Origin of the sequence: Planktothrix sp. FACHB-1365, assembly GCF_014697575.1 — a bacterium.
Taxonomy (GTDB): domain Bacteria; phylum Cyanobacteriota; class Cyanobacteriia; order Cyanobacteriales; family Microcoleaceae; genus Planktothrix.
Window position 1 is genome coordinate 348,339 of record NZ_JACJSC010000002.1, and the last position, 23,144, is coordinate 371,482.

At 36.6% G+C, this 23,144-nt stretch carries 25 protein-coding genes; 10 read left to right on the top strand and 15 right to left on the bottom strand.

The genetic code is table 11. The features are described 5' to 3' along the window. Positions 1-57: 57 nt before the first annotated feature. Positions 58-1,362, top strand: a complete 1,305-nt coding sequence (locus tag H6G57_RS05815) for a TldD/PmbA family protein (RefSeq protein ID WP_190516768.1) — start codon at positions 58-60, stop codon at positions 1,360-1,362. Here the strand turns inward: H6G57_RS05815 and H6G57_RS05820 are convergent. After that, a complete protein-coding gene (locus tag H6G57_RS05820; RefSeq protein ID WP_190516770.1) occupies positions 1,359-3,161 on the bottom strand; it encodes a ShlB/FhaC/HecB family hemolysin secretion/activation protein in 1,803 nt (600 codons plus the stop codon). The genes H6G57_RS05815 and H6G57_RS05820 overlap by 4 nt on opposite strands. A gap of 280 nt (positions 3,162-3,441) precedes the next feature. On the opposite strand from H6G57_RS05820, the gene H6G57_RS05825 reads away from it, so the two are divergent. The 5 genes from H6G57_RS05825 (at position 3,442) to H6G57_RS05845 (ending at position 6,955) form a co-directional block, all read left to right on the top strand. Continuing rightward, positions 3,442-3,774, top strand: coding sequence for a 2Fe-2S iron-sulfur cluster-binding protein (locus tag H6G57_RS05825; RefSeq protein WP_190516771.1), 333 nt, complete (start codon positions 3,442-3,444; stop codon positions 3,772-3,774). A gap of 57 nt (positions 3,775-3,831) precedes the next feature. Next, entirely contained in the window at positions 3,832-4,269 is a 438-nt protein-coding gene (locus H6G57_RS05830; RefSeq protein WP_190516773.1) for a hypothetical protein, read from the top strand. 83 nt (positions 4,270-4,352) lie between these two features. Continuing rightward, complete coding sequence (locus H6G57_RS05835; RefSeq protein ID WP_190516775.1) at positions 4,353-4,808, top strand: hypothetical protein; 456 nt, start codon at positions 4,353-4,355, stop codon at positions 4,806-4,808. Beyond that, entirely contained in the window at positions 4,736-5,311 is a 576-nt protein-coding gene (locus tag H6G57_RS05840) for a type I restriction endonuclease (protein ID WP_190516776.1), read from the top strand. Before H6G57_RS05835 ends, H6G57_RS05840 begins: the two co-directional genes overlap by 73 nt. 165 nt (positions 5,312-5,476) lie before the next feature. Further along, positions 5,477-6,955, top strand: a complete 1,479-nt coding sequence (locus tag H6G57_RS05845; RefSeq protein ID WP_190516778.1) for a recombinase — start codon at positions 5,477-5,479, stop codon at positions 6,953-6,955. Between the two features lie 583 nt (positions 6,956-7,538). Here H6G57_RS05845 and H6G57_RS05850 read toward each other — a convergent pair. The 4 genes from H6G57_RS05850 to H6G57_RS05865 form a co-directional block, all read right to left on the bottom strand. Continuing rightward, a complete protein-coding gene (locus H6G57_RS05850; protein WP_190516780.1) occupies positions 7,539-7,886 on the bottom strand; it encodes a hypothetical protein in 348 nt (115 codons plus the stop codon). A 9-nt stretch (positions 7,887-7,895) separates the two neighbouring features. Then, on the bottom strand, positions 7,896-9,989 hold the full coding sequence (locus H6G57_RS05855; RefSeq protein WP_190516781.1) for a hypothetical protein: 2,094 nt from the start codon (positions 9,987-9,989) through the stop codon (positions 7,896-7,898). A gap of 66 nt (positions 9,990-10,055) precedes the next feature. Beyond that, positions 10,056-11,030, bottom strand: coding sequence for a hypothetical protein (locus H6G57_RS05860; RefSeq protein ID WP_190516783.1), 975 nt, complete (start codon positions 11,028-11,030; stop codon positions 10,056-10,058). Position 11,031: 1 nt separating this feature from the next. Next, positions 11,032-11,970, bottom strand: coding sequence for a hypothetical protein (locus tag H6G57_RS05865; protein ID WP_190516784.1), 939 nt, complete (start codon positions 11,968-11,970; stop codon positions 11,032-11,034). A 49-nt stretch (positions 11,971-12,019) separates the two neighbouring features. On the opposite strand from H6G57_RS05865, the gene H6G57_RS05870 reads away from it, so the two are divergent. Beyond that, entirely contained in the window at positions 12,020-13,111 is a 1,092-nt protein-coding gene (locus H6G57_RS05870) for a hypothetical protein (protein WP_190516786.1), read from the top strand. Positions 13,112-13,244: 133 nt separating this feature from the next. Here the strand turns inward: H6G57_RS05870 and H6G57_RS05875 are convergent, their stop codons facing one another. The 5 genes from H6G57_RS05875 to H6G57_RS05895 all read right to left on the bottom strand — a co-directional run bounded on the left by H6G57_RS05875 (position 13,245) and on the right by H6G57_RS05895 (position 16,616). After that, positions 13,245-13,748: a hypothetical protein gene (locus tag H6G57_RS05875; protein WP_190516788.1), complete on the bottom strand. Its 504-nt coding sequence runs from the start codon at positions 13,746-13,748 to the stop codon at positions 13,245-13,247. A 207-nt stretch (positions 13,749-13,955) separates the two neighbouring features. Further along, the gene (locus H6G57_RS05880; protein WP_190516789.1) at positions 13,956-14,387 is read right to left on the bottom strand and encodes a hypothetical protein; all 432 of its coding nucleotides are present in this window, start codon (positions 14,385-14,387) and stop codon (positions 13,956-13,958) included. After that, entirely contained in the window at positions 14,369-14,635 is a 267-nt protein-coding gene (locus H6G57_RS05885; RefSeq protein WP_190516791.1) for a hypothetical protein, read from the bottom strand. The genes H6G57_RS05880 and H6G57_RS05885 overlap by 19 nt, the downstream gene beginning before the upstream one ends. A 3-nt stretch (positions 14,636-14,638) precedes the next feature. Beyond that, positions 14,639-15,298 carry a hypothetical protein gene (locus tag H6G57_RS05890; RefSeq protein WP_190516792.1) on the bottom strand — a complete coding sequence of 220 codons (660 nt, stop codon included), beginning with the start codon at positions 15,296-15,298 and terminating at the stop codon, positions 14,639-14,641. A gap of 112 nt (positions 15,299-15,410) precedes the next feature. After that, positions 15,411-16,616, bottom strand: coding sequence for a hypothetical protein (locus H6G57_RS05895; RefSeq protein ID WP_190516794.1), 1,206 nt, complete (start codon positions 16,614-16,616; stop codon positions 15,411-15,413). A 36-nt stretch (positions 16,617-16,652) separates the two neighbouring features. On the opposite strand from H6G57_RS05895, the gene H6G57_RS05900 reads away from it, so the two are divergent. The 3 genes from H6G57_RS05900 (at position 16,653) to H6G57_RS05910 (ending at position 18,499) form a co-directional block, all read left to right on the top strand. Next, positions 16,653-16,922, top strand: coding sequence for a hypothetical protein (locus H6G57_RS05900; protein ID WP_190516796.1), 270 nt, complete (start codon positions 16,653-16,655; stop codon positions 16,920-16,922). Positions 16,923-17,006: 84 nt separating this feature from the next. After that, positions 17,007-17,258 (top strand): hypothetical protein, encoded by a 252-nt coding sequence (locus tag H6G57_RS05905; protein WP_190516797.1) that lies wholly within the window; start codon positions 17,007-17,009, stop codon positions 17,256-17,258. Between the two features lie 449 nt (positions 17,259-17,707). After that, positions 17,708-18,499 (top strand): hypothetical protein, encoded by a 792-nt coding sequence (locus tag H6G57_RS05910; RefSeq protein WP_190516799.1) that lies wholly within the window; start codon positions 17,708-17,710, stop codon positions 18,497-18,499. A gap of 131 nt (positions 18,500-18,630) precedes the next feature. Here H6G57_RS05910 and H6G57_RS05915 read toward each other — a convergent pair whose 3' ends face one another. The 5 genes from H6G57_RS05915 to H6G57_RS05935 form a co-directional block, all read right to left on the bottom strand. Beyond that, positions 18,631-18,876: a hypothetical protein gene (locus tag H6G57_RS05915; protein WP_190516801.1), complete on the bottom strand. Its 246-nt coding sequence runs from the start codon at positions 18,874-18,876 to the stop codon at positions 18,631-18,633. A gap of 83 nt (positions 18,877-18,959) precedes the next feature. After that, entirely contained in the window at positions 18,960-21,377 is a 2,418-nt protein-coding gene (locus H6G57_RS05920) for a VapE domain-containing protein (protein WP_190516802.1), read from the bottom strand. 257 nt (positions 21,378-21,634) lie between these two features. Continuing rightward, on the bottom strand, positions 21,635-22,321 hold the full coding sequence (locus H6G57_RS05925; RefSeq protein ID WP_190516804.1) for a hypothetical protein: 687 nt from the start codon (positions 22,319-22,321) through the stop codon (positions 21,635-21,637). Beyond that, complete coding sequence (locus H6G57_RS05930) at positions 22,306-22,572, bottom strand: hypothetical protein (RefSeq protein ID WP_190516806.1); 267 nt, start codon at positions 22,570-22,572, stop codon at positions 22,306-22,308. The genes H6G57_RS05925 and H6G57_RS05930 overlap by 16 nt, the downstream gene beginning before the upstream one ends. A 2-nt stretch (positions 22,573-22,574) precedes the next feature. Then, positions 22,575-22,856 carry a hypothetical protein gene (locus tag H6G57_RS05935; protein WP_190516808.1) on the bottom strand — a complete coding sequence of 94 codons (282 nt, stop codon included), beginning with the start codon at positions 22,854-22,856 and terminating at the stop codon, positions 22,575-22,577. Positions 22,857-23,144: the final 288 nt, after the last annotated feature.

A 23,144-nucleotide genomic window follows, 5' to 3' on the forward strand; every position in this document is an offset into this window, starting at 1 on the left:
TGCAGACTTTCTGATTTTTGTTATACAATAAAAATAATCCTATTTTATTAATTTCCAATGGTAAATCCTATTCTCGATCAAATCTTACAACTCGCCACTCAAAAAGCAGATGCTGTTGAGGTTTATTATCTGTCGAGTCAGAATACTCCTATTGAGTTTGAAAATAATCGCCTCAAGTCCCTACAAACAAAAGCCAGACAAGGAGTAGCATTACGACTCATTCACCAAGGTAAATTAGGATTTGCTAGTTCAACGGATTTAACCCGTTTAGAAGATTTAGTAGAAGCCGCCTTACAAACTTCAGAAATTGGAGCCCCGGCTGATTTTGAATTGGCGGCGGATCTCCATTTATCTTCCCCGACTTCCGCCTTTATTCCTCCCGCCACTCAAGAATTAGTTGAAATCGGAAAAAACTTGATTGAACAGGTACTTAATTATAATCCTGAAATCTTAGTGAGTGTGGGATTTAATATTTCTCGTCAACAAATCCAAATTGCCACAAATCAGGATGTTTATGCCGAACGTTCTAGTCAGTTATTCAGTGCTTCCTTATCGGGAAATTTAGTTAGAGGAGAAGACTTTTTAGAAATTGGCTGTTATGATGTTGCCAGCGATCGCCCTTTACAAACTGACCGCTTACTCCAAGACTTAATCCAAAAATATCGCCTAGCCGAACAAAAAGCCACAATTCAAAGTGGAACTTTCCCCATCTTTTTTACCCCTCAAGCCGTTGCGAGAATATTTGGGGGATTATTTAGAACAATTTTATCCGGTCAAACCATTGTTCAAAAATCTTCCCCCTTAGTTGATAAAGTCGGAGAAACTTTATTTGATTCTCGTTTAAGTTTATATGAAGACCCCAATTTCGGCCCCTCCGCCTGTTCTTTTGACGATGAAGGAACTCCAACCACCGCCAAACAATTCATTGATCACGGAACAATAAATCAATTTTACTGGGATCGACAATGGGGAAGTAAGTATCAAATTTCATCCACCGGAAATGGATTTCGCGGGGGGTTATCTCGTCCCAGTCCATCCTTAGTTAATTTATGTCTTGAGCCCGGAAAAACCTCAACCGAAGACTTAATTGCTAGTATTGATCAAGGCTTAATTGTAGATCAAGTTTTAGGGGCAGGTCAATCCAATCAACTCGCCGGAGAATTTTCTGTTAACCTCGATTTAGGTTATAAAGTTGAACAAGGTAAAATTGTCGGTCGGGTGAAAAATACAATGGTAGCGGGGAATATTTTTGAAGCCTTTAAACAGTTAGTGGATTTAGGAAATCAACCGGAATGGGTGGGAAGTAGTTCCTATGTTCCGAGTTTATTATTTGAACAGTTAGGAGTTGCAGCTAAACATTAAAAAAGCCGCCAATTTAATAAAAAATAAATTCCTTGTTCCTGTAACGTGCGATCGCCAGACTCTGTTTGAATTAAGGGAATTCCCCAGTCAATTCGTGCGGTCAAGCGATCGCTATATTTCCACCTTAATCCTAACCCGACGGACAATAATGTGCGATCGGGTAACTCCAATTCTCCCGGTGCATTCCAAGCTTGACCAAAATCTATAAAAGGGGTGAGTTGTAAGACTCCCTCACCATTTTTGGTGCGAACTAGGGGATAACGCAATTCTGCGGAAGCAAAAATCACATTATCCCGTAACAACACATCCTGACGATAGCCTCGCACACTTTCCATTCCTCCCAGTCCCATTTGTTCTAAAGGAAGTAATTCTTGGTTCGTCAGTTGCACATCAGACCGCAATAAAAACACAGTATCGGGTGCTAACAACCGCACCCACTGCACCTGACCTCGCCAAGCAAAATATTGACTATCCGGTTGATCTGAACTTAACGTTGCATCCAAGAGTCCGACGCCAAAACTCAATTGCGATCGCACCGCAAACACCTGTTTTGGCCCTTGATAGGTATATTCTTGAGAAAATCGAAAAATCGAAAGTCGTGTTTTCCCGTCCTCCTCTGCACCCCTGGACAAAGGAAAACCCACCCCTAAAATACTGGTATCACTTTCCCGACGACCAAAGGTCAACCCTAATGCGAATTCTTCCGTTGGGGTTTGAATAATCGGTTGACGAATGCGGAATTCATAATTAACACTATTAGCTTTAATATCTAAATCGTTAAACGGAGGTTCCACAATGCGACTATTAGTATAGTTAAAATAAAAGCCTAATGTCGTATTGCGAGAGGTAACAGGAAAGGTATACAACGTATCGACAATATTACTCCCTTGAGTATTACTATAGGACAACTCTAAGCGATCGCCTTGTCCTAATAAATTCCCTTCACTGACTTCAATTCCCCGTTCCCATGATCCGACCGTCGGAGAGCGATTATTATCGGTAAATAAATTAACATTAAAGGTGTTGGCGGTTTCAAACGTAACATTCAGAATACTTTCGCCTGGATTAATTCCGGTTGCTAATTCCGCCGAAATCCTTTCCACAACCGGATCAAGTTGCAGTAATTGTAAAGCTTGTAAAAGGTGTTTTTGATTAAAGGGTTTACGAGTTACTAATTCCAACCGACTTTTAACATAGTTAGGATTTAATCGCCCTTTTCCTTGAATATTAATTGCGGTAATTCTTCCTTCTAAAACGGTAAGGGTCACGGTTCCATTGGTTAAGGTTTGGGGCGGAATTAATGCACCGGAGGTAATATAACCCTGAGAAATATAAAAATTTGTCACCGCAGAACGCGCCTGCAATAACTCGGTAAAGGTAATGGGATGACCCACAAAATGTTTAGTAATTTCCGCTAATTGTTGATCACTAAAAACCGTATTTCCTTCAAATTCAAACCGTTCAATTGTAATGGTATTCAAACTCTCAGGAATTTGTTCTGAGGGGATTGGGGTAGGAAATGACGGAGAAAGCAAGGGTTCTAATGGAGGGGAAGGAGAAGGAAGTTGAGGTTCTAGGGGTGAAGGTTGAGGAGGAATTGGGATAATTGATCCGTCGTGGGGTAAAGATTCAGGACGTTGATCTGTTAGAGGAGGACTCACCTGAGCTAAGGCAGAATTGATCTGTAAAAGTAGGATAAAAAATGGAGAATAGGCAGAAAAAAAACGAAGTTTAATATTAAGTTTTAAAGGATTAAAACCAAAGTTTTTAATATTAAAAATTTGTAAAAAATGAGGCATAAAAAATATAGAAATCTGGTTTTACTAGAGTCTTAGGAGTTAAGGAATCCAGAAATTGAAAATAGTCCAGAGCATGAATATTTCATCAACCTCCAGAACCTTTATTCTTCTATTGATTTCTTTCTTCAAGTCAGCCAATCTAAATCCTGATTATTAGCCATTTTAACTTTTGCAACAAATTGATATCAAGATTAGAGATCTTGGGTCTAAAGTGTCTCCTTCTTCTTTTATAATTAAAAATTAGGCTACTCCTGAACAGCAATTGAGTCAAATTTTTACAATGACGGTTTATCAAGTCCGCTTAATTAACGAAGCTCAAGGTTTAGATTGCACCATTCCGGTTCCTGATGATCAGTATATTCTCGATATTGCAAAAGACAATGGTATTCGTCTACCATCAGGATGTGAGCAAGGAGATTGTTCAGTTTGTGTTGCTAAACTCCTAAACGGTCAAGTTGATCAAAGTGAACAAAAATTTCTCCGGCCTGCGGAAATCGCGATGGGGTATACTGTAACCTGTGTTGCTTATCCTCGTTCAGATTGTACCCTCTATACCCATCAAGAACAAGTTTTATATCAATCCTCTCTTTATTATCAACCTAATTCAGATTGATATTTATCCCTGGATTCATCTAAACTCACCGTCAAAACTTAACTTTTTATTCTTAATATGGATCGTTTTTTATACGAAAAATCTATTTCTTATCAAGGGTATTTAATTATTCCCTTTGTTCGAGTGACGGTGAGTGATAGAAAAATTTATTCTTATATGTTATTATCCCAACTGGGACATAAAGGAAAATTTCACAAATCTGAAAATCCGGCTGATCTCTATTGTAGTCAACTGGAAAAAATTATCGAAATTGCTCAGGATCATTTAGATCACCATTCAGATATTATTCCTAAAGAAGATTATTTTCACTGTCGATATACCTATCAAAATGATTTAATTATCATTTATCAAGAAGCGGAAAAATACTTTTACGATCATTACAAACCTTATAGTTTAAATAATATTGCAGCGCCTAAACTTTTCCTTTCACAACAAGACTGTATTAATTGGGTTAAAGCCGGATTAGATCGTTCTGGGACAGTCACCGAGACTTGAAAAACTCTTGTACATTAACTAATGATTTGTTATCTTAACATTTTTTTAATGGTACCAGAACCCCCATAATTCTGTCAAGCAAATTGTTCTCAGCAATTTTATCTTTAGTTTTATTACTCGATTACTTTCTCTCAATTCATGAATTAGGAGATGATATCTTAGTCTTCTTCATTCCCATCGAAGCAACTCGCAGGATTAAGAATATTTGCGAACTCACTGTTTTTGCCGTTTATGGCATCGGACTTTTAGCTTATCTGTGGATTTTTAAAAATTTGATTTATCAATCCGAATATTTGTTTTTATTAATCACTATTTTTTGGCTGTTTTTAAGCCTTGTATTTGATATGTTAGAAACCTCTTTGTTTACCCATTCTTACTTATTTGAAGAGTGTTTTAAACTCTTAGCGATCGCAACGTATACGCTATATTTTGCTCGACTAGGAAATAGGCAAGGAAACCTGATTCGATGGCTTATGCCCTTTCTGGAAATCAATGGCATCTACAATTGTTGCATGGGATTAGAATTAACACGTTATTGACTATTTCTAATAAACCGATAACGTTGCAACTTTTAGATTTCTCCAATCTGCTGAATAACGATTGGTTAGTGATCTATTCCTTTCCTGTGATTGAAGGCGACTATCAACATTGCCTAGATCTGGTTATCTTTATTAATGGATTGCCATTAGTAGTCTTTCAGGGTCTTCATGGAGGGGAGGAAAGCTGGTCACTACGAGCGGCGTGTTTACGACTTCAAGAGTATCAAGTTCACCTGCCTAAGTTTTTTTCATTTAATGAGTTGCTGGTGCTGTCTAATGGGATTCAATCTCGGATTGGCACATTAATGAATGATTGGAAACAGTTTATCCCAATTCCTGCAATTAACAAAGAAGATATCCCTTTCTTAGGAGAAACCGAGATAGAAATGTTAATTCAAGGGTTTTTTGATCAACGGCGATTTTTGCAAATCGTACAAAACGGGATTATATTTCGACAAAGCCGGACGAAGTTAACCAAAAAGTTACCTAAAAAATCGGTTTAAAGTTCGTAATGGGGGTTTTAAACCCAATTTTTCGATAAGCATTTCCTACGAGCCAATCAATAAATGCGGACAAAAGGACTTGAACCTGTGAGGGAGTCTACAACCCTGATTCTACCGTAACTCAAGATTACTCAATCTCAACCCTTAAAACGGAATGAGTAAAAAATGAGTAACGCTTTAAACCTAAATACAGAGGGAACCTATAAGGGATATCCTGACCTGCTAGAGTTCTATCAACGCAAAGCTAAGGAGACACCCAAAGGAGTAAGCCTTAAGCTTCAGAATAATAAGCACTTATTACTACAGTTCACTTTTCCCGATACGAGAAAACGTTCTACTAAGACTTGTGGGGTACAATTTACAGAGAAAGGAGTTATTGAGGCACTAGACAAGGCGTGGAAGGTTAAAGAAGCCCTAGAACGGTTCACAACCGCTAGTGAGTTCTGGAGTTGGTACGACTTAGAAATACTAGGTAAAAATACCTTAGTTAATGACCTCAAAACCTACCGTGAAATATTTGAGGAAATAGAACAAGAATATTGGAACGGGACACATAAAAACACGGGAGAAAAACGGAAAAAAGGGATAACAAACTATGACCGTTCTTTTTTTGAAACCTATCTAAAGTTTTTTAATAAGTTCAATAATTGGGATAAATACCCTGAATGGATAGATTTAGAATTGGTTCTTAATTCTTTTGAAAAAGGAACTAAAAGCTACAAAGACTGTTACAGCACACTTAAAAATATAGCTAATCGCTGTAATATCAAAACCAGTCAATTGTTAATTGAAAAGCTTAATAAAATAGATTCAAAACAATCTATTTTTAAAGAAAAACAATCAATAAGTATTGATGAATTCCTGAACTGGTATAAAACCTGTAGTGATGAGATACCCACACTTAACCGTCAATGTGATAGAGAAACTAGGCAATCATGGTTATGGGTTTGTGCTATGTGTGTAATCTATGGCTTAAGACCCAGTGAAATAATGTCAGCTATCAATCTCTACAAGCCTGTTACAGAGAAGGAAATTAAACAAGCTTGGGGTAGCAAAGGAAGTCGCTTAGGTGCTTCAAAAGTAACGATAAAAGCTATCAATGATCCTACTAACACAGAGTTACTTTTAGTTTTAGGTAATCAATACTATGTAGGAGAAAATAACGATATCCCAATAACAATTAAAACGGGAGGACGTATCTGCACACCATTATGCAATAACAACAAAATCATTGAATTGTTAAAAATACACTATCCTAAACTACCTGCTTACACCCCAAAATTAAACAGCAAACCAGAAAGTTATATTACAGGTTTTACAGCTAATTACCGTAAACGATTATTAGGTTACAAATGCCCGGTAACGCAAGCTTATGCGTTTCGACATCTAGGTAATCAACTAGGTGAAAAGTACGGTATTCCACAAGAAACAAGAGCAAGGTCATTAGGGCATTCTGTAGCAATGAATGACAGCACCTATAAATCAAGAGAGAACTTGCAGACTACCGTAGACTTGTTGACAAATTACAGTAAACAACCGCTAGGATTAGATGCAGCTAAGTTTCAACTTGAAGCCTCTGGCTTTGATTTAAACGATCCATCAGTTAAAGCAATGTTAAAAATTATCTATCAATTAGATAATTAGTTTAGTTGACTAAACAAATAATTAGAGGGGTTATTACACCCCTCTTTTTTAATATAGAAATGCTTCTTAAACTTAAATGTTAAACCCGCCCATTATAGTACGTTGGCTCACTGGCTGTGTACGTTGTTAGGCGGGTTATTAGATAGATTTTGATTTTTTTTAATAGCAAGTACCTATCAAACTCAAGCTATTTGAATTGTTTTTGGAAACACCAATGGGATTCCTCCCTTATGAAATAAGAATAACATAACCTCTCTCCTACCGTCAACCTCTATTTTATTCCGCTTGTTCCCCTGTCAAGTCACGCTTACGCTGGGTACAACTTGACAGGTTCACCACGCTTCATTTAAGAGGTTTTGAGCGGTAGGAGAGAGGGTGTTCTCAACACCAACAAACAACAGCTTTACAACCCATTTTTAATTCAAAAGGTTAGTCCGTATATCTATTTTCAGCCGCCGAGTTCGGCGGCTGAAACTGGAAAAGTAAACCAATAGCTAACTTTTAAGGACAACATTCTCTAAACAGGCAACTACTTAAACTTAAATCTAGGAACAAAATAGAGGAACTCCCTCACTCCCTCAAATTATCTTTTTTCATTATACTCATCCATCTCTGAAACCGGACGTAGAAGGACATCAGTTTTAGTTTTAACCTCTTTTTTCCTCATACTTTCTTTTGTTGAATAATCATAATTATTTTGAAAATCATCACAATAAAACTCCAAGTTTTCACCCCCGCCTTTTCCCAATACTATTTCCGCATCTTCCCTGACAAATGCCCTTTCTTGTTGAATCTTTAATACCATTTTTGCTACCTCTTCATTAATACTATTCGTTAACGTTTCCTTTCCATTTTTTTTCTTAGGTTTTTTTACCTCTCTATTTTCAATAGAATTAATTACATCTGATTTTTGGTTTTTTGGTTTTTTCATTATTTTTCCCTATCTGTTTTTATTGAATAGCCACCAATAGTTACCGCCTTGTGCGGATGTAATTAACTTTTTATAAGTAACAGCTATTTTACTGTTATTCATAAATTTATCTAATAAAGAGCGGGTTTTTTCAGGATCATCTAAATCCAGTAATTTTAATAATTTCTCATCGGTGGGTTTCTTTGGTTGAAACCCTACCGCCTGACCTAAAGATGGGTCAACAGGAATCTCGACGATTTCTACATTATCTCTTACAGGAATCGTAAAAAATCCTAGAATTGCTTGAATAGCAAAATTAACTTTAGTTACTAAATTAAGTATTTGTACAACAATCCAATTTAAGCGAATTAATAAATTTAACAATGCAGATAAATCGCTATCTTGACTCATTGTTAACTCCATTAACTTATTAAAATAGGATGTTGCATCAGTAGGCTTATAAGTTAATGGTTGCTCTCCTGGTTTCATAAGGTTTGAATCTTTGAGCTTAACTTTTATATTCCCAGGAGTTCTATAAGCCAAGGTTCTGAATAATAAATTAATTAACTCGTTATATGTTAAAGCTTCTGTATCTCCATTTCCACCAGGGACGTATAACGAGTTAGGTATTTTTAACCCTTCGTTATAAAAATCATCACCACCTAGCATGACGTAAATTCTTTTAGTTATATCGCAACAATCGTTAGTCATTGGTAATAATCCTTTAGGTTTCTGTTTATATGGTAGCCCAGTACCGCTATTAGTGGAACCATTAATAGGTATAAAGCGAAACTCGATCGTACGTTGTCTTATGCCTATAAACAAGCTAGGGTCAGCACCATTATTCTTTATAACGGGAAGAGTAAAAGAAATCCCACTCGCACCATCTGTTGCTGTTATCATTCCGTAATGTGGATCGGGAGCTATAAATATAGTATGTTTGTTCTGCTCTGTAAATTGAGTAAATATTTGTTGGCTACTTATTGGATTTTCATGAGTAGATAGTTTTTTTGTTTTATATTCAACTGTTCCAAATAAGTATATGTATTGAAAATACTCAGGTGTGTTGTAATCTATCCAGATGTCTTCTCGTAAAATTACATTATAAGTATAAAAATTAGTTTCTTCTATTAGATAGAAATCACCAAAGATTACTCGATCATAAGGGAAGTAAGTGTGATCCCATGACTCATTAGCAGGGATCGGATCATTTTGATAATCATGGTCATAAAAATATGTGTAATAAGTTGGTTGTGACGTAAAGGATATTTTTTCTTTGACCATGACTCGCACCCCACTCGCACCATCTATCTTGGTTACAGTGCGAGTGCTGGTGACAGTCGCACCGGGAGTGTTTAAGGGGTCTTCCCCTGGTTGCGGTGTAGGTGCTGGTGTAGGTTCCGGTGTGGGTTCCGGTGTAGGTTCGGGTTCTCTACAATCATCTGCTTCCCTGGTATCTTGGTTGATGATTTTCCCCCCCATACGCCAGGTGACGGTTATAGAGCAACCGTCTCTCGTTTGCTCACAAGTTAAAGCACCGAAACCTAAATCAATGATGGTATCAGACGGATCTCTTAAACTTACCGTTGCACTTAAGCCCGGTACACCTAACGATAGATCACCTTTAACCGACAAGCTTACGCCAGCCCCACCCGCTCTCAAACCGAAGTCTAAATCACCCCTTGCATTAATCCCCACACCAGGCATTACCCTGCCCGCTACACGTTCCCCCACCTTACCCGCAGTTTTAGCGACTTTACCAGCAGCGTCTCTAGCATTGGAACTCGCTACCCTTGCTCTGTTCCCTAGCGTTTGGTGCTTGCTTCCCGGTACTTCTGTAGACTGTACATCTACATGATTCCTCATCGGGTTTCCGTAGTTTCCACTCCCGTCCATTCGTTTAGCTTGTGTAGCATCATTAGGCGGTCTATAAGTTGAATTCGTGCCGCCACCACTGGATTTACCAGTGCGTGTGCTTGCGGGTGTATTACCGGGCTTGTTAGGGGCGGTCAGTTCCCCCCCTTTAAATCTTGGTCGCAAATCTACCGTCCCACGAGTCATAGGGTCTGCAAATTCTACTCGTGGTCTATTACTGATTTCTACATCTGTTTGGTAGGTTGTCATTTTTGCGGTTTCCTTTGACTTAGGTTATGTTTTTCAGTTTCAGCCGCCGAGTTCTGCGGCTGAAAATCAGAAAGGTAGACTCAATTCTTCAATAGAAACTTGTCCAGCATCACTAGATGTTTTTACCCATAGTGGTAAGCCTAGAACATAACGATTATCAGGATAATTAATTTCACTGCCATCTATATTTAATGATTTATTTTCATAGACAAGCGTAGACCCTGGTTTTAATATAAGTTTAGTTGAAAATAAATTATTAACTCCAAAATGATAATAAATGTCTACCAAAGAATTATTGCATAAATAAAAAGAGTATCTTTTCTTATTGGTATCTAAAACTTTAACTGGTGTTGTCATAATCGTTAATATTTGACTTTTAGTTTCTATTAATTCAATTAATTTTTTTTCATAAGTAACACTCCCAGAGTAACCGCCTTTGATCGTAATAATGTCATTACCTTGTAAAGCAGGTATAACCTGTAATTTTAATTCTTGTTTGATGTCTCCAAAAAACACCACACTATCTTTAGTTATATAAGGCATTAAATTCCTCGCTCCCGGCAAGTGATTATTATAAATTAAATCAGATATCGGATAATTCAATGCGATATCATAATCAATATCATTACTATATCTACTAATGCCATTAATTAAAGCGTAATCATTATCATAATGCTCTAAAATCCTAAATTCAAAAGCGTAATCATTTTTATTATTATATTTATTTTTAAACTCAATAGTTTTTGCTTGTTTAGTCAGTTCTGTATCTTGAAGATTATCAAGCCTGGGAATGGCGGAACTCGGAACCGGAACCCTAGATGGAATCAAATAATCAAGAGCTAAATACTCACATTTTAATTCAAACATAGCGGTGCTTATCTCTGCATCAATCGGTAAATGTTTTAAGGCAATCTCTCTCCAGCTAAGGATTGATATCTCGTTGTATTCATAATAAATATCTTTAATCCATTGACTTAATTTGGTTGTATTAGCATTAATCAATGTTCTTTTTGTCTCTCCAGTAAAGGGTACTTGATACATATTAAAATTCTCCTGTTAGCGTAAATGTCCCACCGCTATAAATGTCTGTATTAGCTGTATAGCTTTCTATGATTGCAGTATCGTACATCCCAGAGGATTGATTAATAGCAACAAATCTACCGCTATGACGCGAAAAATCAGGATTAACTATTACTTGATTATTGGCAACATGAGCATAAGAAGCGTTGCGAGTTATATTACCTACAAAAGTATCGCTTAACCCATTTAATTCTAAATTAATAACGTCATTTGCGACATCGAATAGTGCTTCACCTATATTGATTGGATCAAACAATTGCAATGCGATATCACCGTAATTGGTGGGATTAGTAATAGATACATTAAATGTAATAGGTTTACCAGGATAGAAAGTAAATATATCAAAAAGTTTGTATCCTGTAATACCACTATCGCTATTCTTTAGCTTGTTTAAATTAATTAAGTATTGGGTTGCATCTGTGTCAAAATCATTAATATTTCTTTCGATATAATTGTTTCCTGTACCAATCATCAAGCGTACCTTTACCGGAATCATTAGCTCCTCCTCTATATTTTCTGAATAAATGTAAAAATTAATATCTTTATCCCATTTTAAAGCAACGAAGAATTCACACGGCAGATTCGTTGCTTTAATTGTTACCCCTAACTTATCTAAATCATTATCAATTAATTGATCTCCTTCTTTTAATTCTTTTTGAGATATCAAGCAAAGTTGAGTTTCGTTTTTTGTCCAATAAATATAAGCACTCCCTGAGATGATATCTATTGCTATTTTTCGTTTAATGGATTCTGTACATTCCCCAATAATTTTAATAAATTCATTGTTTTTCAGTGAAACAGAAAATGACGTACAGAATCCATAGGAAGTGTTTGCTGATTCAGTGGAACCAACAACATTTACAGAACTTAAACCTACATAGGTTGATGGAATAATAGGCATGATTCCATGTTTTTTGTTAATATAGATATAATATCATTTAAAGAAAGATATGGCTGAAAAACCTACAAAATTAGATTCAAAAGATGTAACTCAAATCAGAGAAGAAACCTTACCATCAGCTATCAGTGAATCTGGAAAAGAGCCTGATGTAAATTTCTTCTCTAAGGTTAGTTCTTGGTTTCACAATATGGCGAAAGCTGTAGCTAACTCTGAATCATGGTTAGCAAAAATTTTCAAGGGTGTTACTCTCTATGGTGCTATCGTTGCTGGGACGGTTGCAGGGGCTAAAGTAGGGGGAGCAATAGGTTCTGCAATAAGCGGTGGGTTGTTAGGATTACCCGGTGTAATTGTTGGCGGTATAGCGGGTGGGTTGATGGGTGTTGCTGCTTGGGCTATAGCTGGAGTGGTAATGCAAGGAGAAGACCCCATAACTCTTGTTAGACAAAGTGTAGACATAGCTACAAAAGTAGGTGGGGCTGGATTATCATTGTGGGCTGCATCAACGATCGCAAATGTAGCGGGGACAAGTATTCCGCAGCTTGTACAGGGATTGTTAAATTTTGGAGACATAATTTACGAATTTAATTTTGACATTCCAAATAGTGAAATTTGGAAGCAAATTAATTCGATTATAGACGGATTGTATGGTCAAGCGGGTCAGTTTTTAGGCAGTTCCTTTATGCGTTTTATTATTACAGGAACCTTAGCACCGCCAAAAATACAAATTGATATTAGAGGGATTGCACTTGCATATTGTGAATATGCAGAAGAAAAACGCAAGCAGTTACTCGATGGGATTAGTAATTTTGCGTGGGTGGGGTTAAATGCAGCGAAACGAATTGGATTCTTATTTGCGTTCTTACAGGGACGTGATGCGATTAAATTAGCAGTACAATCAATACCCAATATTAAAGAGACAATGCCGGACTTCTATGAACTCGTTCACGGGTGGGGAGATGAAGAAAATCCCAATACCCCAGAGAGTGAGATTAAAGACTGGAGAATTAGTACATGGGTAGAAAAGAAAGTTGATTCTATCGGAGATCCTCGCATTAAGTCTTTTGTTGAAGGTTTTCTGGATGGTGCTCGTGATGTAATTGAGGATGATATAATGGACTATTTTGAATTCAGATATGCTTAGTCTACCTTTCTGATTTTCAGCCGCAGAACTCGGCGGCTGAAAACTGGAAAACATAAAAGAAAAGCCCTCTTTCTAACTCGCCTAGAAAGAGGGGAAAACGAGAATAAAGTATAGAACTATCACTCCAACACATCTATATTAAATACTGTTTAGATGCTGTTGTCAAGCTATTACCATTGGTTACAGTGATAGGATAATCAGTCAATCCAGCATTAATCACCAGTTGTTGCGTCATGTTCATCTCTGAAACATTGGCAATATCAAAATCACAACACATTAAACTCCCTGGATTTTTAGCGATATTTAATTCATGTTTCTGCTGAAACATCAAAACATGAAAAAAAGCGTCAACAATATTTGTTCTATTAAAAGGATATTGACCAACACCATCGGTAAAATCATAATTAAAATAATTTTTAATTGTTATGATTCCATTAACGATGCTTGCTTGAAGTTCTTTTAATTGTACCTCTGTAGTTTCATTATTCAAATCTTCTGTAATTGTGATTATTGTTTCACTGGTTGAATTTAATGTTGAGTCTTTTTGAATTTCTAATATCTTACGAGCCAATGATAACAATAAACTTTCTAAGGTTGTATCGTTAAATTGTGGATATTGCTGTGGTGTTATGTTCATTAGTTTAATAGGATAATAGAATTGTAAGGATTTTCCAGAGAGAAAAAAGATTTATTGTTGATATTATCAAAATACTCATTAACACAGGAATCAGCAGTTGTTCTACTGCTGTCAATTGTTCCCATTCAATCTTTTTGTTTGTGTTTATTGGTTTCTTTGGTTTCATGGTACAACCCGTTAAATAATTTAAAAGATTATATCATTACTTTAATCCAAGAGATAAGCGATATTTAAGCTCCAGTCCAGTGTGTTTGGATGTATAGCATCCCATTGAATATTTCCGTTTGGGGTTTTTGGTATAGGGTATTTTTGCCAGACTCTTCTAACTGAAATATTCCTTAAAATTGTTTTACCAACTAATGAAGGATAGATAGGGAATTCTAAAAAGGTTGGCAATTCTGAAGGATAAATTTTTTGAGCTTTCCCATACCAAGTGTTATTGGATAGGTCGGTGTAAACACTTCTAATCAATCCGTAGCTATGCCATCCTTTTCTATTATTCCAATCATCCCAATTTGTGTTAAAAGTTAAATCGAATAAAACAGCACTGGTACAACTATTTTGATAAATTTTCCATTCATCAGTAATTGAACCAGATACCGTTAATTCTTGCCAATCACCTATTGAATTGGTGTACATAACAAGTTGATATTTTCTATTTTTGATTCAACACTACTTAGAAAATTGTCCATGTCATCTTGACAGGGTTCAACAATATCAAGGAATGTTTGAACATCAATCTCAAAGTTAAGAAGTTTAACAGTAGCCTTCTCGATAATCCTTGCTCTAATAAAAGCTTGCTCTATTAAATCTTCTGGCTGATCTAAATCTACATCTATCAGGAAAATATCAGCTATCTCCTGATAGGTTTCAGTATTTCCAATCATAAATTAACTAAAGGCAAAAGCACCAGTAACAGTTGCACCAGTACCAGATGCAGCTTTGCCTAGTTTCCAAATCTCAGGTTTAAAACCTACTGAAGCTTTTAACGTACCTAAGTCTGTCCCACGAACTTTAGTTTCAATAGATGAGCGACTATCGTTGTAGTCAATCTCAGCAACCGTTGTTTCTGTTGCACCTGATTTTTTATCTGTTACAGTCGCTACTGAGGTAGTTCTCCCAAAAGGAATACTACCGGATCGAGTATTTTTTGCTTTGTAAGTTCTACTTGTTCTGCTGGATGTTTTGCTGGTAGGTGTACCCGCTTTTTGAGATAACGTTACCCGACACAATGCAGGACGCACAAGGTTTGCGTCTTCTGTTTTACCAGTTGAGTCAAGCAGTAAACCGAAGGCAGAAGTTTCGGTGTTAGTATCAAATAATTTAGCAATTTTAAGAGCCTGAACAGTAGCAGTTACTATGCGATAACTATTCGCGATGGTAGCATCGGTAGACTGCCCAAATGGGATCACCGCAACATTTACTCGATTTAATTCTGTAGACGCAGGTTTCCGTGGGTGTTTGATTCTACTCGCTTTAGTTAAATACTGATTTGTAAAAAAAGCTTTTTCTGAATCACTCAATTTTTCAAAAAATTCTAATATTTTCATACTTAAGTTAATTAGGTTGATTTGTTCACTCTTTTGTTATATCACTCTTTTTGGGTATACAGCGAAAAACGTATGGGAAACCTTAATAGAGTTTCTGTGAGATACAGCACAGTTACTTGTATTTATTCAAATCAAATTGACTTGAATCAAATAGGCTACCGTTAGATGATACTAGGATTATATTTCGACTCAAGCTTGACAAGCTTAGTACAGCATATTCAAAATAAACATCTCCTACAGGTCTAATCCTTTCACCTTTCACCTGTTCCCCTAATACATTCTCGTTTAGAGGGATTGTAGGATAAGCGTTAACTACATCCTCTGATTCTGTTACTTTACAGAATTTTGGCTCATATTGAATTTGTGCGATATTACAGATTTTTTGATAAAGAGCTACCCCATTCTGTTTAGAGTAAAAATAACTGTAGCTCTCCATGCCATGTTTTTTATCTCTATAACTAACTGTAGTTTTACCCTTCTTAAATTTATAGAGTGTAGGTGTGCAGAATTCATTTTTTATCCTTACCGCCAACTGCTCAATATCTGATAATGTTAAGTTTTGTTTATCTGGATCATCCCATTTCTCAGATAAGTTATTTAACCTAAAAGTTATTTTTGCATCAATTTGTCTGTATCCAAATTCAACGTCTCCAATTTTCTCAAGAAAATATAAAACTACTTTAGGTTTACCTTTATTACTAATGTATTCACCGTAACCCGGCTTACTATTACTTGCTGTTGTGGTTACTTTCATCAAATCAAGCAACTGCATCCTAACTTCTGATTCTGTACCTGTTACAAAAATAAAATCATTTTTTTGTTTTCTGTTTTTGTAGAATTTAATAACTATATAATTTAATTGCTTATCATCATCTGTTTTTTTATTTTCTTCCTGTGATGGTTCTATCCATTCAAAACTAGGTCGCTCCTCTCTATCAACACCCCAAAACGACAATACATCATCTTCATTAATAATAAACCTGGGTTTATTGGTTATTGGATTGTATTTAAACTCAAAACTAAAATCTTCAAACCATGTTTCAAAATCAATTGTGTAACCGAGTCTATTGCCTAGAATATCGTGCAAAGCTTTAATTAAACTAGCTTGCAAAATAATTTGTGATTCTGTACCACTAATTAAATAAGTTTTGCCTTTATCGAGTTTTTGGTTCGGTGATGTTTCAAATACTCGATAATTAGGTGCTTCACTAAACGCCCATCGCCGTTTTTTAGGATCACGAGATGATTTTGTGACCTTGCGCCCCTCTTTAATGTTTTTTAGTAGCTCTTTCTCCCAATCTCCGGTGTTATCTGTCATAATAATAACTGTCCCCGCATAAGTATAATGAAGATTATGAATATAGATTATAACTTATTTTTCCTCTTTATTAGTAATATTATCGCGTTGTTTGTTGCGATATGGAAACTTTCACAATGGGAAGAAAGATTGCAGCAACAAATCAATCTGAATAAAAAAGACATTAATCAAGGACTAGAATCATTAAGACATGAAATGAAGAAAAGGGATCATTATATAAGTATTCAATTGAATACTTTAGTTAATTATATTGAAAAAACCACAAACTATAATCCCCCAAGTATGGACGATTTTGATATAAAATAATGGGTTATATATTTTGAGGCAAGTATATGACTGAAGAAAAAAAAGGAACATAAGGCTAAATATTGGCGATGTGATTTTGTAGTAATGGGTCATGAAAATAATGAATTAATGCTAATCGAAGCTAAGGGGATTGCTACGCGTGAATTTAAAAGACAATTACAGTTAATCGATTGTAATTTTCCTCATTTAATTCCCAAAATTACAATTGTTCAACAGCAATCACAAAGAATAGATGAGTGTTTTAGAAGTGTTACCCCTAAAGAAATGATTAAAGACCTTAAAATCATTTCTTTTCACATCAATCATTACAAACCTACTCAAAAGGTAAAATCATGAAAATAAAAATCACGATAATAGAGACAAAACCTGTATTACCAGGTGAAGAACCTCGACAAAACTTGCTGGTTTTGTATCTTGACTTAAGCAAGTTTGATTTAATTAAATGTTTTTCGGTAAATCGATGTAATCACAAAAAAATACTTACTGAGTTAACATTGTCCAACACCAACAATAATTCGATAATAGTAATCCCGATTACTGCGTTTGTCTACAAATATGAGTTGAGTATGCTTCTCAGTTATTACGACAATGAGTATCTAACTTTGCCAAATTCAGGCAATCGTTTTAACGATGTAACCTTGTTTGACTTTGACCCGAAACACTACAACGAGAATTAACATCATGAACAATTCAGAATCAAATCAAGATTAATTATTAACCGAAACGTCATTAAACTAATCAGTTATCAGTTCACTACACTACGCAACAACCAAACAAGGAGTAAAATGTATAAATATACTAAGCTTAATGACAAAATTGGAAAAATCGAATTTGACAATTATAACCGTCAACAAAGTATTATTGTATTTCTTGAAGCTTTAATTAAAAAAGAAGAAGATTACTTAACGGTTATTGGTATATTAGGTGGGGATTTAACAAATATTGGCAAGTCAACTAAATCCCCTGATGGTAAGTGGGGTTATGATCCAGATTTTAAACTTACTAATGAATTACCTGCTGTCAAACTCGATATTCCTTTCAAGGTTATTGAGAAGGAGAGTAAGAGCGGTAAAAAATATACCATTGGTTCCGTTTCTGAGAATTTTATTGCAGCTAAATTATTAGAGGATATTGGGGATGGTGGTTATTTTGAGGGTAATTTTGATTTAGGTGCTGACAGAGGAACAATAGACAAATATCACGAATATGTAGGCTACGGTCAGATGGGAGAAAGTAAAGCTAAAAACTGTTTAGGGATGTTTTATGAAGTTATTAAAATTGATAAATTAACCATCATTACTGATGAAATCCTTTCATCTTTTAATGAGTCAGTTGACGGTAACTACAAAAGCGGGGGGAAAACCTACCCAAAAGCAGAAACAGAAACAGAAAAGCTTATCGCAAGATCTAATTACGTTAAACGTTTCCTTTCTGATAACTGGGATGGAAATATTGATATGAACACCATAACCTTTGATAGCTGTTTAGCGATGTTTGAAGGGCGCAAGCCGTCCATAGGGAAAGATGGACAAACACTACTCTTAAATATTCTAAGTGAAATTCTAAAGACTCATTAGTTCATATCTATTTTCAGCCGCCGAGTTCGGCGGCTGAAACTGGAAAAGTAAACCAATAGCGATAAAACGATGACAGAGGATTTAGATTTTGTAGATTACCGTCAGGTGAGTGATGGGTTTTAGTTTTAGGGTTAACCCTTTGTCAGTATCTCCAATACCTTTTTAATTTCCACTTTAATAGCACCCCCCTTGTTAGCAGGTAAACCCAGGGCATGATTCAGGGTGACAACGATAGGAGCGATATCACCCTTGTCCAGTAGATGAGCATAGGTTAAGACATCATCTGCTATAGGTTCAGGTAGTCGGTAGACTTTAACGGGTTTATTGATCCACTTTGATTGAGTTAATCCTTCAGTATTGGGATTGTGGTTAGCCATATAATTATCTACTATCTAGTGTTAACTATTCTATCAGTGTAACACTGATTCAGAGAGGGATTAACCCTCTCTATTTTTTTTGTTCACCCGTCGTAATGCTCTATCTCATGGGAGTACATATCATTCCTCAACCCCGTGACGTTGGCATTCTCCCATTCAACCGTGTAAATACCTTTACACCCGTTTGGTCTCTCAACCTCTACAACTATCCCAAAACGTTTGTTATCCCCAATAGTCCTAGGGTATGCCTCTATTACCCTATCCCCTATCTGAAAATCGTCAGGTTTGGTTTCTATAGGTTTAGAGTTTTGAGAATTTTGCTGTGTAGGTTGTGTGGGTTGTGTATCTCCCTCTGTATCAGGGTTTTGGCTTACACGGTCATCTACACAGCCTGTAGGGGGTTGTGTAACGTCTTCTGGGGTAGGTTCAGGTTCAGGAGTTGTGACTACTACAGGACGCTTGTAACCCCGTTTGCGTTTACCGTCATCCCCCTTAATATTTTGAGCAGGTTCCCATTTAAGCGTTGTCATAATGTCTGATATCTCAGTTTGAGCGCGTTTAGCTTGACTAAGGTTATCCTTGTCAACCCCTACTAGGTTCAACAGTTCCTCAGTGGTAACAATTGCCTTGCCTTCTAAATAGTTCTCAATGTCATCTAACCAAGGGGACACGGAAGAGAACGCTTCATTATTAGCGTCAGATTGTTTCTGCTCATCATGGTTTAGATACCATTTCTCACCATTTTTGTAGGCTTGTACCGCAGCCCCCCAGATAGCGTCACGCTCTTGTACTAAGAGGTCAATAGGGATTGTTTTTGTAACAGGAATAACCCAAAAACGGCGGCTTCCTGTTGGATCACGGAGTACGTCTGACTTATTTGTTGAACCAACAATAACCCCCATGCGTGGCATGAGTTTTGTTCTAGCACCGTATGGCATTCTAAGCCTGTCTGATGACGTTGTTAAAAACCCCTTAATCTTGCTGATATCTGATTTACTGAAAATATTTTCTAGTTCTGCCCATTCCGTAAAAAGTGACGTATGCAGTTTCATCACTTCATCTTTATTGTCAGGGGAACCCATATCATCACAAAACCAATTATCACTCGCTAAAGCACGGAAAAAAGTGGACTTGTATGTTCCTTGTCCCCCTTGTAAAATTAACGCTGTGTCTACCTTACAACCGGGTTCATAAACCCTTGCTACCGCAGCAATTAGAGTCTTTCTAATGAATGCTTGATACAGCGAGTTATTTGTTCCAAAATACCGTTTAGCTAGACCGTCAAGAATAGATGTATCAGAATATTCTTCGTTACATTGACTAAAATATTCTCTGACAGGGTGATAAGAGTTTTCTTCAGCAATTTCAACGATAATAGCTTTTAAATCCTCTTTTGGACACCCCTTGAGTTCAAGCTTGAAGTCCTTTGCTAACTTAAGTTTAAAGTTATCGAAATCTATGGGTTTACCGTTAAACTCAATCTCTTTTGTCAACTCATTAAACTTAATTTTATCTCCCACGACTAATTTAACTTGAGTATATTGAGTTTCTAACTTAGTAGTCTTAGGTGGTAACTCATCATCTGCATTTATCCCTTCTGCTTTTAATTGTTCATTAACTTTAATTAACCAGTTAGCGATGGGTTCAGCACGTCTTAAAACATTTTGTCTAAAAGCGTCAGCCCCGTGTTTTTGGATATAGTCACCTATACCCTTGTCACTACCATCGGATGTCATAGTCCAGAGTCCAGTTATGTTGTAGGTTGGTGTGTCTTCAAATAACTGTAACTGTTTTACTAAGGTTTTTTGTGCATTAATTACATTTCTGTTACTTACACTGTCAGCATCAAAGCCGATAATGAAACCAAAACCTAACTCTGCAAAATGTCGCAATGTCGGAACTAAAAATCGTTTACCCTCTGGATCGCGTTTACTCCCCGTTAACCCGTTCTCAACACCCGTTAACGCTATTGTAGGGAAGCCGTTAGCAGTAGCGATTAAGGCATCTATAAAGCCTTCTGTAACAAATAAGTAAGGATGGTCGTTTATTATCCAGCAACGCTTTTTGAGTTCCTCTACGTCAGTCCAGAAGTTAGGATAATCAGGATGAACGGGCAACATTGCGTCAATCTCACAACCGAACGGGGTGATGTACTTGATAACCCGTTCTGTACCGCCCGCCTTTTTCTCTACTTTTGGATCGTTCGGTCTAAACTGACTCTGTAGACTAGGCAACACTGACTTTAACAGAATGCCATCGGACGGCGCACTAAAACCCATCTCTTTCGCTTCTTTCTGGGTGATACTCTCAAAATTAGCGACTACCCAGTTTCTCGGCATCTTCCGGTTAAACCTTAAATAGTTGTAGTGCTTGCCAGTGAGATTACCGACAAATTTTTTAGCTTGTTGCGTATTTTGGTGACTTGTACTATAATTATTCATATCGGATGTTTTTTTGTGAAAGGGTATTTTTCCTGCGTTTTTATGTGAATTTTTATTCATACCTAAGAGGTAACTTTAACAGGGTTGCCTCTTTTTGCGTTTGTGAGGTTAACAGCTTCTAGGATAGCGATAAATCGAGGGAATGACAATATTTAACAATGGTTTGACAAACGTAAACCTTATTAGAGTTTACGCCTTAAATTAGAGGTTGTTGCGCCCCTAACTCAATCCTTATGATTTCCGTTAACGAGGTTTTAACAAAAACCTCGTTAACGGATTTTACAAAAAAATGTATTAACGGTTTTTACGAAAACCGTTTAACCCTCTAAATCAATAAAACGCTTTATTTCATTTAATACATTTTTACCTTCCTTGTAGCGGTAGTTTTTAAATCCCATCACGTTTTTAATGATATGGGAATCACTCAACCCGTCTTCTAACGCATCCAGTACATCCTCAAAATGTTCTATAGCTAAAGGTGAGAGTTCATTATCTGAACTGTTCTGAACCGCTTGAACTGACTTGTTCAGGAGTTCTGAACTGTTCTGAACTGAGTCTACGTTTTCGCTAGAGCCCCTATGAACACTATCGTTCAGGAGTTCATTCTCAACAGCTTGTTCTGAACTCAGTGAACTACTCCTATCAGCCAGTAAATATTGAGCGATAGCAGTATTCGTGCTTTGAGCTAAGAATAGATCGCTCGCTAAACTGTGTTTAAATTCAGCTTGTTCACGTTTATTGATTGCATCAATTTTGGGTTTTAGTTTACCGAGTTGAGTTGTTAGGTAAAGTGATGAACTACTCGCTAATATCGCGTAAGTAATAGAACTGAATCTAAAAAACTTATGCCAATTGTTAGCAGTAACATCACGGGTTAAGAATGGGGTAAAAAACCAGAAGGGGAGTGAAGTAGTTAACAAAAATAAGTTAATGCAGTGGTTTAATTTCCAGTTCTGTTTTATTGCTTCAGTTTGAACATTTGGATTGATTACCGAGTAACCCATTGAATTAACCCCCCTACTAATAAAGCAGTCGCTAAACCAACAAGGAAAAGTAGACCTAAAACCCATTCTTTATCATCGGTTTTACGATAATAGATAGCCGTACCCGTAACACTTAAACCGATTGAGACAATAAGAGAAAGAACAAAGAAAGGTTCCCTTAATTGATTGACTAATAATGCGAGTAAACTGATCAAGCTTGCGGTACTAGCTACTAACAAAAGGAACCCGGTAATACGATAAAACTGGATCATCTCTAGCAGTCCTCTAGTAACCACATTTCAGAGGAAGAGAACCACTCAAAAGGATCTCCATCACAGTTCAAAAATTTAACTTGATATTCCCAGTAAAATTCATCACGGTATTGTAACCACGCCATACCAGTTACCATTGCGGGGAACCAACACTTATTGTCAGGGGTTTCCCAGTCCTTGACGAGAAGGACTGCTACTAATTGACCAATACGATACTCTGGTATCGGAACACCTATTGGCACTAAGAACTCAATTTTGCGCTCCTCAATTTGTACTACCGTCATGTTACAATCCTCTTAGCTTGAATACTTGAACGTTAAGTTTGCTCCCGTCCCCTTAAAGGGACGGGTTTATAGTTTTCTGAATTCATACTATGAAATTCATTAAATGAAATTCATATAATGAATCCAGAAAAGACTACAATTGAGCCATTAAATTGTTAATAGCTTGATCGGCGTTAGCTTCAGCCTTCTGTAAGCTTTGACCTAACTGTGCGTACTCAGGACGTAAGGAATGAAGGTATTTTGCGCTGGTGTTTTTATACCCTTGAATCCGTCTCTCATTCCGTCCTT